Source organism: Bacteroides sp. PHL 2737, from assembly GCF_004115325.2.
Classification (GTDB): domain Bacteria; phylum Bacteroidota; class Bacteroidia; order Bacteroidales; family Bacteroidaceae; genus Bacteroides; species Bacteroides hominis.
Window position 1 is genome coordinate 2,854,141 of sequence record NZ_CP040630.1, and the last position, 15,445, is coordinate 2,869,585.

9 protein-coding genes and 1 pseudogene are annotated in these 15,445 nt (G+C 45.5%); 2 read left to right on the forward strand and 8 right to left on the reverse strand.

Annotated elements, in window-relative coordinates; all coding sequences use genetic code 11:
• Positions 1-7 precede the first annotated feature (7 nt).
• The 4 genes from bioC to DBK98_RS11660 all read right to left on the reverse strand — a co-directional run bounded on the left by bioC (position 8) and on the right by DBK98_RS11660 (position 5,455).
• Positions 8-1,453 (reverse strand): malonyl-ACP O-methyltransferase BioC, encoded by a 1,446-nt coding sequence (gene bioC, locus DBK98_RS11645; RefSeq protein ID WP_032536323.1) that lies wholly within the window; start codon positions 1,451-1,453, stop codon positions 8-10.
• 46 nt (positions 1,454-1,499) lie between these two features.
• Positions 1,500-2,687 (reverse strand): 8-amino-7-oxononanoate synthase, encoded by a 1,188-nt coding sequence (locus tag DBK98_RS11650; RefSeq protein WP_005809134.1) that lies wholly within the window; start codon positions 2,685-2,687, stop codon positions 1,500-1,502.
• A 133-nt stretch (positions 2,688-2,820) separates the two neighbouring features.
• A complete protein-coding gene (bioA, locus tag DBK98_RS11655) occupies positions 2,821-5,058 on the reverse strand; it encodes an adenosylmethionine--8-amino-7-oxononanoate transaminase (RefSeq protein ID WP_005809132.1) in 2,238 nt (745 codons plus the stop codon).
• Entirely contained in the window at positions 5,048-5,455 is a 408-nt protein-coding gene (locus DBK98_RS11660) for a hypothetical protein (RefSeq protein WP_005809130.1), read from the reverse strand. Before DBK98_RS11660 ends, bioA begins: the two co-directional genes overlap by 11 nt.
• 623 nt (positions 5,456-6,078) lie before the next feature.
• Between DBK98_RS11660 and DBK98_RS11665 the strand changes: the two genes are divergently transcribed.
• The gene (locus DBK98_RS11665) at positions 6,079-9,207 is read left to right on the forward strand and encodes a TonB-dependent receptor (protein WP_032536322.1); all 3,129 of its coding nucleotides are present in this window, start codon (positions 6,079-6,081) and stop codon (positions 9,205-9,207) included.
• Between the two features lie 99 nt (positions 9,208-9,306).
• Complete coding sequence (locus DBK98_RS11670; RefSeq protein WP_032536353.1) at positions 9,307-10,899, forward strand: RagB/SusD family nutrient uptake outer membrane protein; 1,593 nt, start codon at positions 9,307-9,309, stop codon at positions 10,897-10,899.
• Between the two features lie 135 nt (positions 10,900-11,034).
• Here DBK98_RS11670 and DBK98_RS11675 read toward each other — a convergent pair whose 3' ends face one another.
• The 4 genes and pseudogenes from DBK98_RS11675 to DBK98_RS11685 form a co-directional block, all read right to left on the reverse strand.
• Positions 11,035-12,534: an L-lactate permease gene (locus tag DBK98_RS11675; RefSeq protein WP_032536321.1), complete on the reverse strand. Its 1,500-nt coding sequence runs from the start codon at positions 12,532-12,534 to the stop codon at positions 11,035-11,037.
• A 127-nt stretch (positions 12,535-12,661) separates the two neighbouring features.
• Positions 12,662-12,748: pseudogene (locus DBK98_RS23620) on the reverse strand (IS982 family transposase); the annotation flags it as partial.
• Between the two features lie 138 nt (positions 12,749-12,886).
• Positions 12,887-13,048: a cysteine peptidase family C39 domain-containing protein gene (locus DBK98_RS11680; RefSeq protein WP_022013039.1), complete on the reverse strand. Its 162-nt coding sequence runs from the start codon at positions 13,046-13,048 to the stop codon at positions 12,887-12,889.
• Entirely contained in the window at positions 13,045-15,369 is a 2,325-nt protein-coding gene (locus DBK98_RS11685; protein WP_032536320.1) for a TonB-dependent siderophore receptor, read from the reverse strand. The genes DBK98_RS11680 and DBK98_RS11685 overlap by 4 nt, the downstream gene beginning before the upstream one ends.
• Positions 15,370-15,445: the final 76 nt, after the last annotated feature.

Consider the following 15,445-nt stretch of genomic DNA (forward strand, 5'->3'; position numbering starts at 1 on the left):
GTCGTTATTATCTTTTCTTTGCAATGATATAAATGGGATGATAGGTCAGTGAAACAGAGCCTTTACCAGGGCTGAACAGACGCTCATATTCCTGACAGAAGAGGCTCAGTTTGCTCCGGGTCCAGGCTCTGTTACAGGTACCCGTCACTCCGGTTTGTTTCAGGTGATAAAGTACTTCCATCGGATTGCTGAAATTCAGTGAGATGACTTCTTCTTCCGTATGCACGATGTCGTATAGTGCCGAGAGCGAAGCAGTCAGTTCTTCTCTTGAACGGTAGGTGAGTCCCTGTCCGGTCAGTTGACGGATCTCCTTCATGTTTTCTTTCCCGAATGTACTGAAGGCGATGTATCCCTGTGCATTCAGGATGTTTTCGCATTTGCGGAAAAAAGCGTCGGGATGCTCAAACCATTGCAGGACGGAACACGAGGTGATCAGTTCCGTTCCGTGGGGAAAGGCAAGTGCTTCGGCATCTCCGGGCAGGAAAGAAACCTGTTCGTTCAGGATATCTTCGCAACTGTGGCGCATCTCTTCACAGAGATCATTCAGCAGTAAGCGTTCCGGACGAAACGAACGGAGCAACAGACGCGAGTAAGTACCCGTGCCACAACCGAACTCTACGATGCGGCGGAAAGATTGCCGGGGGAGGTGCTGCTGTAACAGGGTACACATTTTCCGGGCAATCTGCTGTTGCACGCGGGCTTCGTGAGGATAGGTATCGATTGCTTTTGAGAAGCGTTGGGCGATCAGCTGTTTGGAAAAGGGAATAATGGGAGAGAGGTTCTCTTTCAATATCTTATCGTCATAATGTGCTCCTTCATATCGTTGTATTTCAGTGCAATGCCCTTCCCACGCCTGTTCCTGATTCCGGGACGGAAAGATATGGTCTGATTCTCCGATAATCGCTTTATTCCAGACAAAGGCGGATGGGGGCAGTTCGTTGCATTGCTTGCGGATGGCGGCCAGTTCCTCTTTCAGTTCCTCAACCGTTCTTTGGGGAGCTATCTCGCAGAAAGCCTTAAAGTCACTTCCCGAACCGCACATCCGTCTGCGAAACTTCTGTAGCGTTGCTTCGCTGAGGTTGTTGAGTGTGCCCTCAAAAATGACGGGAGGGATTCCTCTTGCGTCATCGATGGGGAAAGGAGTACCGTTGATGGCAATGCTTTGCGTTATGGGAAGGTTACTGCCTTGCAGCACTTGTGAAGCAGCCCATACTCCCATTGACCAGGCTACAACCTGTATTTGGGTATATGTGGAGAGCAACGTCTTGTCAAAGTCAAGGGAACGGTAATCATAGCAGATAATCAAGTCTCTATGTTGTGGGAGATAATGTATGAAGGGAGTTTCGTCCATTCCCCATCCGGTAAAGAAGAGAATGACTTCACTCCCGGTCTCTCTCCCGGGGAGAGGAGAGTTCTGAGAATATTTTGTTTGATATAGTCTTTTAAGTATCATAGCTTTATTGTTTATCGTTCACAGTTTATCATTCATCGTTTACAGTTCATCGATTATCATTTACTGTTGATATGAGTTTTTCCACTTCCTCGTCTGTCACGTCTGCGGTCAGTGAAAAGCGGATGCGGGAAGTACCTTCCGGTACTGTAGGCGGACGGACAGGTAATGCGTAGAATCCTTTGCGTTGTAACTCTTTCGCTATTTGTATGGCGGTTACACTTTCACCTGCTACCATAGGCACGATCTGACTGACTGAAGTGGAAGAATAACCTTTCTCCCGGAGCGCAACTCGCAAACACTTACTGATGGCTGCCAGATGTTCTCTCTTTTCTTGATATTCCGCCAAATGGCGGAGTACGAATGAAGTCCATTGCAGGGTGACGGGCGGAAGACCGGTGGTGAAGATGAAAGGACGCATCTTATTAATCAGATAATCCCGTATTACTTGTCTGCATACTACGTAGGCTCCGGCAGAAGCCAGCGCTTTTCCGAAAGTACCTACCAGAAAGTCGATATCCGCTATGCATCCGTAAGCTTCGGCACATCCCAGTCCGCCTGCTCCCCGGATACCTACCGCATGGGCTTCGTCCACGTAGAGCAGTATGTTCGGATACTTTTGTTTGAGCTTGATCAGCCGGGGCAGGTCTGCTTCGTCTCCATCCATACTGAAGATGCTTTCGGTAACGATAATCACCTGTTCGTATTGTTTGTGATGGGTTTCAACTAATTTTTCTAACTGGCTGTATTCATTGTGCCGATAACGGATATATTTGGCCTCCGATAATCGGATACCGTCTATCAGGCTGGCATGTACCAGTTTGTCCGCGAGAATCAGTGTCTTTGTGTTGCATATGGCTGGCAGAATACCTGTATTGGCATGATATCCGCAGTTGAATACCAATGCTGCTTCTGTTCCGAAAAGTGAAGACAAGAGATCTTCCAGTTCACCGTATGCGGCAAAATTACCGGTAAGCAGACGGGAGGAAGAGGAAGAGAATTTGACTTCTTCCGGTTTTACTGTCTGCCAGAAAGCATTTAGTAAGACAGTATCATTGGCCAGTCCCAAGTAATCGTTGGACGATAGGTTTAGCATCCGTTGCCCGTTAATGATGACCTCTTTGCCTTGATGAATCAGGGTAGGGAGGATACGGAAATTATTCTGTTCTTTGAGAAGTTTCAACTCCTCAAAGAAACGGACGGATTCATAGCCTTCCGTTTCTTGATTATAGTTCATGATTGTAATGTTTTTGAGTTTATTTCACCACAGAGGACACAGAGGACACAGAGTTTTAATCTCTTGTTTATTAGGATGTTTAAGAGAAATATATTCTCTGTGTCCTCTGTGTCCTCTGTGGTGAATCATCAGTTTAGAGACAGGTGGAGCCGTCGGTTATACATTTTATCATTCCTTCCGTCAGTTTCGTCAACTGTTCGGATGTAATGATAAACGGGGGCATTACATATACCAGTTTACCAAACGGACGCAGCCAGATCCCTTCTTCTACAAAACGGCGTTGCAGATGTGCCATGTTCACCGGTTCTTTCATTTCGATCACTCCGATGGCACCCAATACCCGTACGTCCGCTACTTGAGGAAGCTTACGCGCCGGAGCCAGTTCACGGTTTAGTTGTGCTTCGATCCGTTTTACATTTTCTTGCCAGCCGGATTCCAGAAGCAGCCGTATCGATGCACACGCCACGGCACATGCCAGAGGATTTCCCATAAACGTAGGCCCGTGCATGAAGGCACCCGGGAAATGGTTGGAGATGCAGTCTGCTACTTCGTTGGTGGTCAGTACTGCCGACAGGGTCATGTATCCTCCTGTCAGGGCTTTTCCGATGCACATGATGTCCGGCTCTACTCCGGCATGTTCCCAGGCGAAGAATTTTCCGGTACGCCCGAATCCGGTCGCTATTTCGTCAAAGATCAACAATACCCCATGCTGTCGGCAGAGGCGTGCAGCTTGCCGTAGGTATTCCGGATGATAGAACCGCATGCCTCCCGCACCTTGTACAATTGGCTCGAGAATGAAAGCCGCCAGTTTTCCGGACTGCTTTTCCAGCAGTTGCTCCAGCGGACGGATGTCTTCCGGATCCCATTCGTCTCCGAACCGTGAAGTAGGGGCGGGGAGGAAATGGCGGATGGGGAGTGCCGAACCGAAAATACTGTGCATTCCCGTTACCGGATCGCATACCGACATGGCATTCCAGGTATCTCCGTGGTAACCGTTGCGGATGGTGACGAAATTACTTTTTTCCGGTTGTCCGGCTGCATACCAATACTGTACGGCCATTTTCATAGCTACTTCAACTGCTACCGAACCTGAATCGGCATAGAATATCTTTTGCATGGAAGGCGGAACCAGCGGCAGCAACAGTTTGCCCAGTTCGATAGCCGGATCGTGCGTAAGGCCGCCGAACATGACGTGAGACATCTTGCTGAGTTGCTCTTGTACTGCCCGGTTCAATGCCGGATGATTGTATCCGTGGACTGCACACCACCACGATGACATACCTTCGATCAGTGTCTGTCCGCTTGCTAATGTGATGGTGACGCCGTCGGCCCGTTTCACTTTATAGACCGGAAGTGGATTGGAAGTCGAAGTATACGGGTGCCATAAGTGTTCGCGGTCGAACTGTGAGTCGGCAAAATGGTAGCCTTCCGAGAGAATCATCTCCTTGTCATCCGATACTTTGGAGCCAAGGGTAGTCAGCAAATCTCCCACAATGGCGGAGTTAATGCCGATATAGAGCGATTTCCGGACAGCTTCGGGCGTGAGCTGCGAACGTCCCCCGGCAAAGCGCAGGTAGGCTGTAGGGTTGATGAAACGGAAAAGGGCGACTGTTGTCAGTACCTCTTCTTCGCTGAGCGGTGACTGATGTTCGAGCGGAGTGCCCGGTATGGGTTGCAGCAAGTTGATCGGGATGGACTGGATGTCGAGCTCGCGGAGCGTGAAGGCAAACTCTATTCGTTGTTCCACGGTTTCGCCCATACCGATGATACCTCCGCAACAAAGGTCCATTCCCACCCGTCGTGCGGCATGCAGGGTCTTCAGTTTCTGCTCCTGTGTATGTGTGGTGCAGAGTGAGTCGAAATGTGAAGGAGCAGTCTCAAGGTTACAGTGATACCGGGTGACTCCGGCATTGTACAGTGCCTGTAATTCTTCTTCGTCCAATAGTCCCAGTGAGGCGCATAGCCGGATAGACGAGTGACGTCGCATCCGTCGTGCGGCTACACAAAGTTCCTTCATGTTTTTAGGTGAAGGTTTCCGGCCGCTGGTCACCAGTGAAAAACGATTGATTCCTTGCGCCTCGTTGTATTTGGCTTGACGCAGACACTCTTCCGCACTCACCAGATCGTATACATCTGCCTTCGTCTTGTAGTGGGACGACTGTGCACACCATTTGCAGTTTTCGGGGCAGCGTCCCGAACGGGCATTGATGATGGAACACATGTCGAACTCCTGTGAAGCGCAGAAACGGGTGATTTCGTGCGCTGCATCGTACAACTCTTCTTTTCGGGGAAATTGTGCCAGCCATTCGGCCTGCTCACGGCTGATCGCCGTTCCCTGTAATACTTGGTTTTTGATTTCTTCAATGGTCATAGGATGGGGAATTAAAAAAGAGGTTGCCGGTCCCATTTGGATGGGAGGCAACCTCTTTATATAAAATGTATAAAACGGATGTCGCAACAGCCTGCTGTGCGGCACCTGAATAAGAATATTTCAAAGATTGAAATGGAATGAAAAGAAAGAGTAAGGGTGTGGGAGACAGTACGGTACTCTCCCAATCTTCTTCCGGGACAGAATCTTCTGTTTCACGTTGCGGGTCAATTCCTTCCGCATGTGGAGTCTGTTGCTTACACAACGCACATTCCGTGACATTCTTTCTCAATTGTCCGATGGTGACACACAATCCCAAAGTGGCGAATATGGCATAGGCTTTCCGGCTCCACTGGCGGAAGCGGATGAACGAATGCGATATATACCTTTCTTTTTTCATAAGCTATATGGGGAATATCATGTTACCGGACGGGGCAAAGCTACAAAGAATCCGCGGAATGACCAAGGGATCGTATCGGTTTGCGGGTAGATATTTGTTGGAAAGATTACTGCTTGTTGATATTCTTCGCATGTTTTCCGGGACTGCCGTGCGTGTTGCTTCCCGGATGTCATGACCTCCCAGAAGACTTGTAGGGCAGATTATTCCCGAACGTGGGCACTGTTGGGCGGAGACGTGGTCACTGTTGGGCAGAGACACGGTGACTGTTGGGCGGAGACACGGTGACTGTTGGGCAGGGACAAGCCTATTGTACGGGCAGGTATCGAAGATGATATTTAATGTAAATGATTATTATTATCCGACTCCGGAATCAAGGAACAGATGAAGGATATCTTCCCTACCATAAATGCGGTACAAGAATCCCCTATAAAAGGGATTTCGGGAACAACCACTATACTCTACTTTTGCAGCAGGAAATGATCCGTGAAAATTAATTAAAAAATGTAGGTGGCTTTTTGACACACCTTCAAGAATAAAGCAACAGTTTTAAAGCTTTTAACAACAATCTGCCGGATTGTGTGTTAAACAAAAGATTCTAATTTAAACATAACTAAACTTAAGGTATGAAGACCAATTTACGTCTATTATTTACGTTGCTCTTTGTGGTTTCGGTTGCAGCATTACATGCCGGGACAATGAATGACATACGTGTTTCGGGCACTGTTGTGTCCGAAGGAGACCCGTTGCCCGGTGTATCGGTATTAGTGAAAGGAACCAGTGTCGGCACCATTACGGGTATCGACGGTAAGTATTCCATTAATGTACCGTCCGATGGTACGCTGGTATTCAGTTTTATCGGGCTGAAATCTGTGGAACATAAAGTGGGTGGACGCTCAGTGATCAATGTCGAACTGGTGCCCGACAGCAAACAATTGGAAGAAGTGATGGTAGTAGCCTATGCCACTGCCAAAAAATATAGTTTCACCGGTGCCGCCTCTACCGTTAAAGGTGACGAGATAGCAAAGTTACAAACCTCGAGTGTATCACGTGCCCTTGAAGGAACCGTAGCCGGTCTGCAGGCAAGTGCTGCAAGCGGCCAGCCGGGTACCGATGCAACCATACGTATCCGCGGTATCGGATCCATCAATGCGTCCAGCGCACCTCTTTATGTAGTGGATGGTGTGCCCTATGACGGCAGTGTGAACTCTATCAACCCCGAAGATATCGCATCGATGACGGTTCTGAAAGATGCGGCCTCGGCTGCTTTGTACGGTTCGCGTGGAGCCAACGGTGTAATTATTATCACCACCAAGCAGGGACAAAGCGATTCGAAGACTACGGTGAACGTGAAAGCCAGCTTCGGTGGTTCCAATCGTGCGGTACGCGATTACGACCGGATCGGCACCGATCAGTACTTCGAACTTTATTGGGAGGCTTTACGTAACCAATATGCACTGGATACAAAGAATTATACTCCTCAGACGGCGGCTATCAAAGCTTCTAAAGACTTGGTAGGAAAACTGATGGGGAGTGGCCCCAATCCTTATGGGGCTAAATACCCTCAGCCGGTAGGCACGGATGGAAAATTGGTGGACGGGGCCGTTCCACTCTGGAACTTCGACTGGCAGGATGCCATAGAGCAGCAGGCACTTCGCACGGAATTGGGATTGAATGTCTCAGGAGGGGGCAAAACCAATCAATATTACTTCTCTGCCGGATATCTGAATGATAAAGGTATTGCCTTGGAGTCCGGCTATGAACGCTTTAATCTCCGTTCGAACGTGACAAGCCAGATGACCAAATGGCTTCGGGGAGGAGTGAACATGAGCTTTGCCCACTCTTTGCAGAATTATCCTGTATCATCGGATACGAAAACAAGTAACGTCATCAATGCCGGCCGTCTGATGAACGGGTTCTATCCCATCTATCAGATGAACGAAGACGGAACCTATAAACTGGATTCCGAGGGACAGCGGATATACGATTTCGGTTCTTACCGTCCGTCCGGTTCGATGGCTAACTGGAACCTTCCGGCTACATTACCCAATGATAAGTCGGAGCGTATGAAAGATGAATTTTCGGGACGTACTTTCCTTGAAGTTACCTTTATCGAAGGATTGAAGTTTAAAACCAGTTTCAACTTCGACCTGATCAATTATAATTCACTCGACTATACCAACCCTAAAATAGGTCCGGCTGTTAATACCGGAGGTTCATCGAGTCGTGAAAACGACCGTACTTTTTCGTGGACCTGGAATAATATCCTGACTTATGACAAAACCCTCGGAGAGCATCATTTCAACCTGTTGACCGGACAAGAGGCTTATTCTTACCGTTACGATGTGTTGCGGGCATCCCGTTCGAATATGGCATTGCCCGATTTTCCCGAACTGGCTGTCGGTTCGCTGGTAACCGGAGGGACAGGATACCGCGTTAATTACTCGTTGGTAGGATACTTTTTAAATGCCCAATATGACTATCAAAGCAAATATTTCTTTTCAGGTTCCTATCGGCGGGACGGATCTTCCCGTTTTGCTCCAGAGACCCGTTGGGGTAATTTCTGGTCCGTCGGTGCTTCCTGGCGTATCGATCGTGAAGACTTCATGGTGGCTACGAGCGACTGGCTTTCTGCTCTCACATTGAAGGTTAGTTATGGTGCGCAGGGTAACGATAATTTGGGAACGTATTATGCCAGCAGCGGACTTTATTCGGTGGTGAGCAATAACGGAGAGAATGCATTGGTATCCGATCGTCTGGCTACACCAAAACTGAAGTGGGAAACCAACTTGAATTTCAATGCCGGCATTGACTTCTCGTTGTTCAACAACCGATTCTCCGGTTCGTTCGATTTCTTCCGTCGGCGTTCGAAAGATTTACTCTATTCCCGTCCGCTGGCTCCCTCGCTCGGTTATAATTCAGTAGACGAGAATGTAGGCGAACTAAAGAATACTGGTGTTGAAATCGATCTGAAAGGTACCTTAATCCATACCCGGGACTTTATGTGGCGATTGGGGCTTAACCTGACACATTATAAGAATGTCGTGACTGACCTTCCATTGAAAGATATGCCTGTGAACGGAGTTCATAAACTGGCAGTGGGACGTTCTGTTTATGATTTTTACATGAAGAAATGGGCGGGAGTTGATCCGGAAAACGGGGATCCGTTGTGGTACAAAAATGTGAAAGATGCCAATAACAAGATCACCGGGCGTACGACTACCAATGACTATGCCCAGGCGGATTATTACTATATCGGCAAATCATCCTTACCCAAAGTGTACGGGGGATTTAATACCGCTTTCTCGTATAAGGGTTTTGAACTATCGACAATTTTTGCCTATAGTATCGGAAATTATATCGTGGACCGTGACGTAACTATGCTATGGCATAACGGAAGTTCTACCGGACGTGCCTGGTCGACAGAAATCCTGAACCGTTGGACACCGGAGAATCGATATACTGATGTACCGGCACTAAAAACCGTATCGAACAGTTGGAATGCAAATTCCACACGTAACCTGTTTAATAACTCGTTCCTGCGGATGAAGAATATCACACTATCGTATAACTTCCCGCAACCGATGATAAAGAAGATCAGCCTGAACAGCCTACAATTGTTTGTACAGGCCGATAATCTGCTTACCGTTTCGAAGAATCAGGGACTCGATCCCGAACAGGATATCAGTGGGTTGACATATTACCGTTATCCGGCTATGCGTTCCATTTCAGGAGGAATCAATGTTTCGTTCTAAGGTTTTAATCCTCAGAAAAGGTGCTGTTGCAATAGTATGCTTCAGCTCGATTTAATCATGAATAAATCATATATAGTAAAGTATAAAATAATAGATGATATGAGAACAATACGATTTAACAATAACAGACGTATCTCCTCTTCTCTTTTTCTTCGGAAAGAGGGTAGGAGAGAGACTTCCGTGAGTAATGCCTCCGGAGATAAGATCCCTAAAGGTAAGGTTCCCTTTCTCCTTCTCTTCTTTCTTTTGTTTCTGGGGAGTTGCAGCAGTGACTTCTTAGACAATAAGCCGACAGATGCCGTAGATTCCGGTCTCGTACCCGTGCCTTCGAATGCCGAACGCATCTTTAACGGTGCGTGGTACAATCTGTTCGAATATGGTACCACTTATGCCAACATCGGCTATCGTGCTTTGATGTGTCAGGACGACATGATGGCTGATGACGTAGTTTCACGTCCCATGTATGGGTTTAATTCTTCTTATCAGTTCAACGACGTGGTGATGCCTTCCGACGGGCGTACCACTTTTGCCTGGTATCTGATGTATAAGACCATTGATAACTGTAATACGGCCATTTCTATCCAAGCTACCGGGGATGATGATACACCGGAATTCCGGCATGCCCAGGGACAGGCACTCGCCGTACGTGCTTTCTGTTATCTTCATTTGGCACAGCATTATCAGTTCACCTATCTGAAAGATAAGAATGCTCTTTGTGTGCCGTTGTATACCGAACCCACCAATCCGAATACCAAACCTAAGGGGAAGGCGACTCTTGAAGAGATTTATACACAGATCATTAATGACCTTAACCGTGCCAAAGGGCTTCTTGACGGCTATGTACGTCCGAACGACAAGTCGAAATATAAACCTAACACTGATGTGGTAAACGGACTCCTGGCCCGTACTTATCTGCTCACCGGACAGTGGGACGAAGCTGCTAAAGCCGCGCTTGAAGCAGCCAAAGGCTATACTTTGATGACGGACGCCAAAAACTATATGGGTTTCAACGATATATCGAATACCGAGTGGATCTGGGGACATCCGCAATCTGTCAGCCAGTCCGATGCCAGCTATAACTTCTATTATCTGGATGTGGTGGAACCCGATTCATATAATAGTTTTATGGCCGATCCGCATTTCAAGGATACTTTTACCGAAGGTGATATCCGTCTGGAATTGTTCCAGTGGATGCGTGAAGGTTATCTGGGATACCGCAAGTTCCGTATCCGTTCTGACCAGACGGGAGATATTGTCATCATGCGTTCTGCCGAAATGTATTTGATAGCTGCCGAAGCTTTGGCACGTAAAGGTCAATTGGGCGAAGCGGTAAAACCGCTTAACACTTTAAGGAATGCCCGCGGACTGACTGACTATGATCTTACCGGAAAAACACAGGAACAGGTGATTGACGAAATTCTGATGGAACGTCGCCGTGAACTTTGGGGTGAAGGATTTGGCATTACTGATGTTCTACGTACGCAACGTCCTGTGGTACGTGTCGCACTGACTGATGTGGAAGCTGCTAAGGAGTACGATTGTTGGCAGCAGAACGGCACTTTCAAGAAGTATCATCCGGAAGGACATTGGTTCACCAGCTTCCCCGATGGAACGAAGTTTGTGCCCAATAGTAAGTATTATTTGTATTCTATTCCTGAAAAAGAGACGAATGCAAATACGAATCTGAAATAAGAAACCATAGTCAACTGATTTTATATGACCTGTTTCTGAAAAATCAGATAGATTAATACAATAGATAAAAGGTGTGTCATAACTCTGCGGTGAATAAGAGTTGCGACACACCTTTTTTATCAATACCGTTAATGGTTAACTGAATATATACACAATGATTCCCGTAATGACTACATAAGCCAGTGCATATGGAATGGCTGCTTTCAGGATTTCTCCTTCTTTCCCTTGTTGGTTTCCTGCCGATGTAGCGATGGCGATACTTTGAGGAGAGATGATCTTGCCTCCTGTCGCACCTACCGTATTGGCGGCTGATAACCAGTCCGGACTGACATTGATATGTCCTGCTACGCTGGCTTGCAGCTTTCCGAAAAGGATGTTCGAGGATGTATCACTTCCGGTGATGAAGGTACCCAGACAGCCGATAACCGGAGCAAAGAGAGGGTAGAGGCTTCCGGTGGCTGTGGCGAGTGCAGTGGCAATCACGGAAATCATGCCTGCCGTATCCATAATGGTAGATAACCCCACCAGGCAGATAACGGTGACGAACGTTTTCTTTAATTGTTTTACCGTGTTCCATAAAACGACAAACAGTTCTTTCACTTTAGCTCCCTGTATCAGACCGCCTACAAACGTGCCTACGAAAAGCAGAACTCCGGCATGTGTCAGCCAGGCGATGGTATAGTTCACGCTGGAGTCATTGATGGGGAGGCTGATGCGTGTCACCCAGTTATTTTCAAGCGTACTTCGGAGTCCCGGGAAAAGCGGACTGGTCAGTATGATCAGTAACAAAATCAGCAGATAAATGCTCCAAGCGTTTAGGATATCTTTACCCTTCAACATGCTTTTCTGTTCTTTCTCTTTTTTCGGAGAGGTCAGTTTGCCATAAATAATGATAACGACGATAGACAAGATGCTGCCGATGATAGCCGGTGATTCGGCCCCCATATATCGGGCCGCAACGTACTGGCTGCCTAAAGATACAGCGCCTACCAGCAGTGCCAGAAATAGGTTTTTGGGTAATGATTTTATTTTCGGGTCGGTCAGGAAGAGCAGTACCAACGGTATCAGGAACATTAGTACGGAAAGTTGCAGTACGACGTTCGTACTCAGCACCTGTACATCCAGATTGGTTTCTTTGGCGAGTACCAGCACCGGTGTACCTATGGCGCCGAAAGCCGTAGCCACACTATTGGCAATCAGGCTGACAGTAGCTGAAAAAATGGGTTTGAATCCCAGACTGATCAGGATAGCGGCGGGGATGGCAACAGCTGTACCAAAACCTGCCATAGCTTCAAGCAACCCTCCGAACCCCCAGGTAAGGAGCAGTACCTGGATACTTTTATCGGTAGAGATGGAAGAGAATTGTTGTTTGATAATCTCCATCTTCTCTGTTTTCAGCAATACATTGTAGCTGAAGATAGCCATCAGGATGATAATCAGGATGGGAGAAACCGCTTTCAGTGCACCGTATACGAATGAAAATACCAAGTTGTCTACCGCATAATGGAATCCGAAAAGAGCTATCAGCATAGTTACTATGAGGGAGATGACGCTACTTTTGTCACCCGGCATTTTAAAAAATGCCATTAATACAATCAAGAGCAATACCGGAACGATAGCAAGGATCAGTGTCATAATTGTCTGTTTTTAATAGTTGATGTTTAAGTTAAGATATTGATATAACAAAACCGGAACCTGTTTTGACGGATGAAATAATTATTTTTTTGCTGTATAGCGGTAAATAACGTGAGTTCGATATAATCTAAAACATGGCAAGCTGCCTGTCCTTGATAATATTAACATCAATGGCAGGCTTCTTTTCAAAGAAACAGTAAGCCGCAATGGCAGCTATGTGAAATAGATACTCAGATCTATTGTTTCGTTTTGTGTGATTTTTGAAGAATTACAAAGTGATTTTTATTTGAATGAAGAATGCAAGGAGTAATTGAATTTCTGTGAGTTCTTGGATTGTCGACTTGCGACTATATTAAAGATTGCGCGATAGCATAGATACGCCATTCCATAATTCGGCAATTTTATCGCGTGTCAGATTATGGCCATAATAATACGAGATCATAGCCAGGCAGGCTATGCCACAATCCATCGCATTATATTGAGAATAAAACTTAAACTTTTTACATTTACTCATTTACGATCATTATCGAAATAAGTGTTTACCTTCTCCATCCGTTTTGATTTACCTGCCGTGAAATAGTAATTGATCCGGAGCATGAAACCTTTTGAATTACGCTTAAAATAGTCTCTTTGTGAATAAGTATCACTAATAGTATGCACCACCTCTGCTGATTCCACTATGGATTGATAGCCTGCAAAAACGTTGAGATTTAATTTGTCAAAATTCTTCATTATGAAGATGGCGTTAATTGAACGAAGTGGAGCTATATATCCTGTAGTAGTAAGAGTCTTACTATTATATGATCCGTAAGTGCCACAACCGAATCCCATTGGAAAAGCAAGCATGACAGTTCCGCCGAGTTTATACAGAAAATTACTTCGCTTAACGCCATTGTAGCCCATAGTCTCATAAGCCGCACTAAGCTCAGGGTCAATGCTAATCGCTCCACCAAGGAAGTTGAGTGAACCATTGATTCTCAGACCCGCTCTCTCAAGCTTACCTCCATTTGTAAATGTGCTTATTGTGTTTAGCTCATTGTCGTGTAAAATTTGGTTTACTATCAGATTATTACTTTTATGATAGTATGGTATAGTGTTGATGGTTATGGCATCCGTTCTATAAGTGTATGTTAGTTCAAACACTTTGTATTGTTGGAGTTTGAGATTGGGGTTGCCTCGTGATATGGTCTTTTCGTCATCTTTTATTTCATACGGTGCCATCATCCATGCTGATGGATAGTTTGTAAGGTATTTGAATTCAGCTTTCAGAGTGTTTTCATTATTTATTTTCATTATAGCAGCAGCCATTGGCATAAGTGTAAACTGTGAACTGGAGCCATAAGCTTTGTCCTTAAACTCGTTTGCATTTACTTCGCCTTTTGCACCGACTCTAAATTGAAACTTGCCAACAGAGGCGTTTAGATCGGCAAATAGGTTACAACGATAGTTCTTCAGGTTATTTTCGTTCGGCTCATTGTTGAGCGAACCTTTAAAATCCTGAAAATAGCCTTGCACGCCTGTGTTGAGATGAAAAACGTCACTTAAAACGTTATTGTACTCTACTCGTAACGTAGTCGAAAATTTATTTCCCAATTCACGATTCATAAAAGGCTGAGTTCCATCCTGATATTTAGTATCAACATCTTCAATCGCATCCATAAAGCCGAAATTGGCATTAATAGAAAAGTAATCCTTCGCCTTATTTTTCATCGAATGGCGATAATATAACGTATAGTTACCCATCCAGTACCTATTGGCAAAACGAGTGTTAAACGGCGAAAGATCGTACTGCTTCCCGTCAATGATATTGAAGGCTGAATAATCAATCTCTTTACGAGTACGAACCTGCTTAGTGCTGGTGGTGATATTGAAAAAGTCACGTGGGGTTATTTGGTAGTCGAGATTAAGACCGATGTCATGTGTCATTTCAAAAGGTTTAGCCGAATATCCAATTTTTCCATATAGTTCGTCCGTTAATTGGTCGGTACGTTGTTGTTGGATATCGAATGGATTGGCACGGTAATAGTTATCATAAGACATTTTTAGTCTCACTTTGTCCGATCCCCACGTTACTCCCACATAAGTGTCGTTAGAGCGTAAATCTAATTTCAGCGTTTCTTCAACATCAACCGAAATGCCTTTTTGAGCCTTAGGTTTGAGTATGATATTAATAATACCGTCATACTCCACTTCCGTGCCACTTGACGGCGAAGTAATCACCTCTACTTTTTCCACATCCCTGAAGTTGATTGAGCGCATATCTACCGAAGTTCCGGTATTCACGCCATTAAGCAATACAAGGGTATTCTCTTTACCCATAATTCTTATTTTCCGGCTTAGTTCATCTACAGCAATTTCCGGTATCTTACGCATAAGATCAGTAGATGTATATACATTCTTTAACCTGAGGCTGTCGATAATATAGGAAGTTTTGTCTACAGATACCCGGGTTCTGTAATTACCCAATACGGTTACTTGATCCATCTCCATGCTGAGCTCTATCGCTTTCAGAGGGATGACGCCCAAATCAATTTCCCGTTCAATCGCTTGTTCATCAAGAACAATATTTTTAGTAAAATATCCGTTATTGCTTATTACAACCTGACAACCGCCTTTATCTATTTTGATCTTATCGAATGCAAAAGAGGCATCTTCCGATTCAACCATACCGGTAAACAGCATCTTATTGTTGTTGTCGATAACGCTTACAAGCGTCATCGTAACAGGAGCAAGCGTTAAGCTATCTACGGTTTGACCTTTGAGTTGAATCTCTTTTGAAAAAACATTATTTAAACTCAATGTAAGATATAATAATACAAGCAAAGTGTTTTTCATTATCCTAAGTTTGACGTGAGTTCGATATAAGTATTAAATTATTTCTCTGAATAATAGTAACGTAGCGATAAAAGTA

Excerpts from the sequence above, each read along its gene's own strand:
- bioC (WP_032536323.1), bottom strand. The coding sequence starts at position 1,453 with ATGATACTTAAAAGACTATATCAAACAAAATATTCTCAGAACTCTCCT.
- DBK98_RS11650 (WP_005809134.1), bottom strand. The coding sequence starts at position 2,687 with ATGAACTATAATCAAGAAACGGAAGGCTATGAATCCGTCCGTTTCTTT.
- bioA (WP_005809132.1), bottom strand. The coding sequence starts at position 5,058 with ATGACCATTGAAGAAATCAAAAACCAAGTATTACAGGGAACGGCGATC.
- DBK98_RS11660 (WP_005809130.1), bottom strand. The coding sequence starts at position 5,455 with ATGAAAAAAGAAAGGTATATATCGCATTCGTTCATCCGCTTCCGCCAG.
- DBK98_RS11665 (WP_032536322.1), top strand. The coding sequence starts at position 6,079 with ATGAAGACCAATTTACGTCTATTATTTACGTTGCTCTTTGTGGTTTCG.
- DBK98_RS11670 (WP_032536353.1), top strand. The coding sequence starts at position 9,307 with ATGAGAACAATACGATTTAACAATAACAGACGTATCTCCTCTTCTCTT.
- DBK98_RS11675 (WP_032536321.1), bottom strand. The coding sequence starts at position 12,534 with ATGACACTGATCCTTGCTATCGTTCCGGTATTGCTCTTGATTGTATTA.
- DBK98_RS11680 (WP_022013039.1), bottom strand. The coding sequence starts at position 13,048 with ATGAGTAAATGTAAAAAGTTTAAGTTTTATTCTCAATATAATGCGATG.
- DBK98_RS11685 (WP_032536320.1), bottom strand. The coding sequence starts at position 15,369 with ATGAAAAACACTTTGCTTGTATTATTATATCTTACATTGAGTTTAAAT.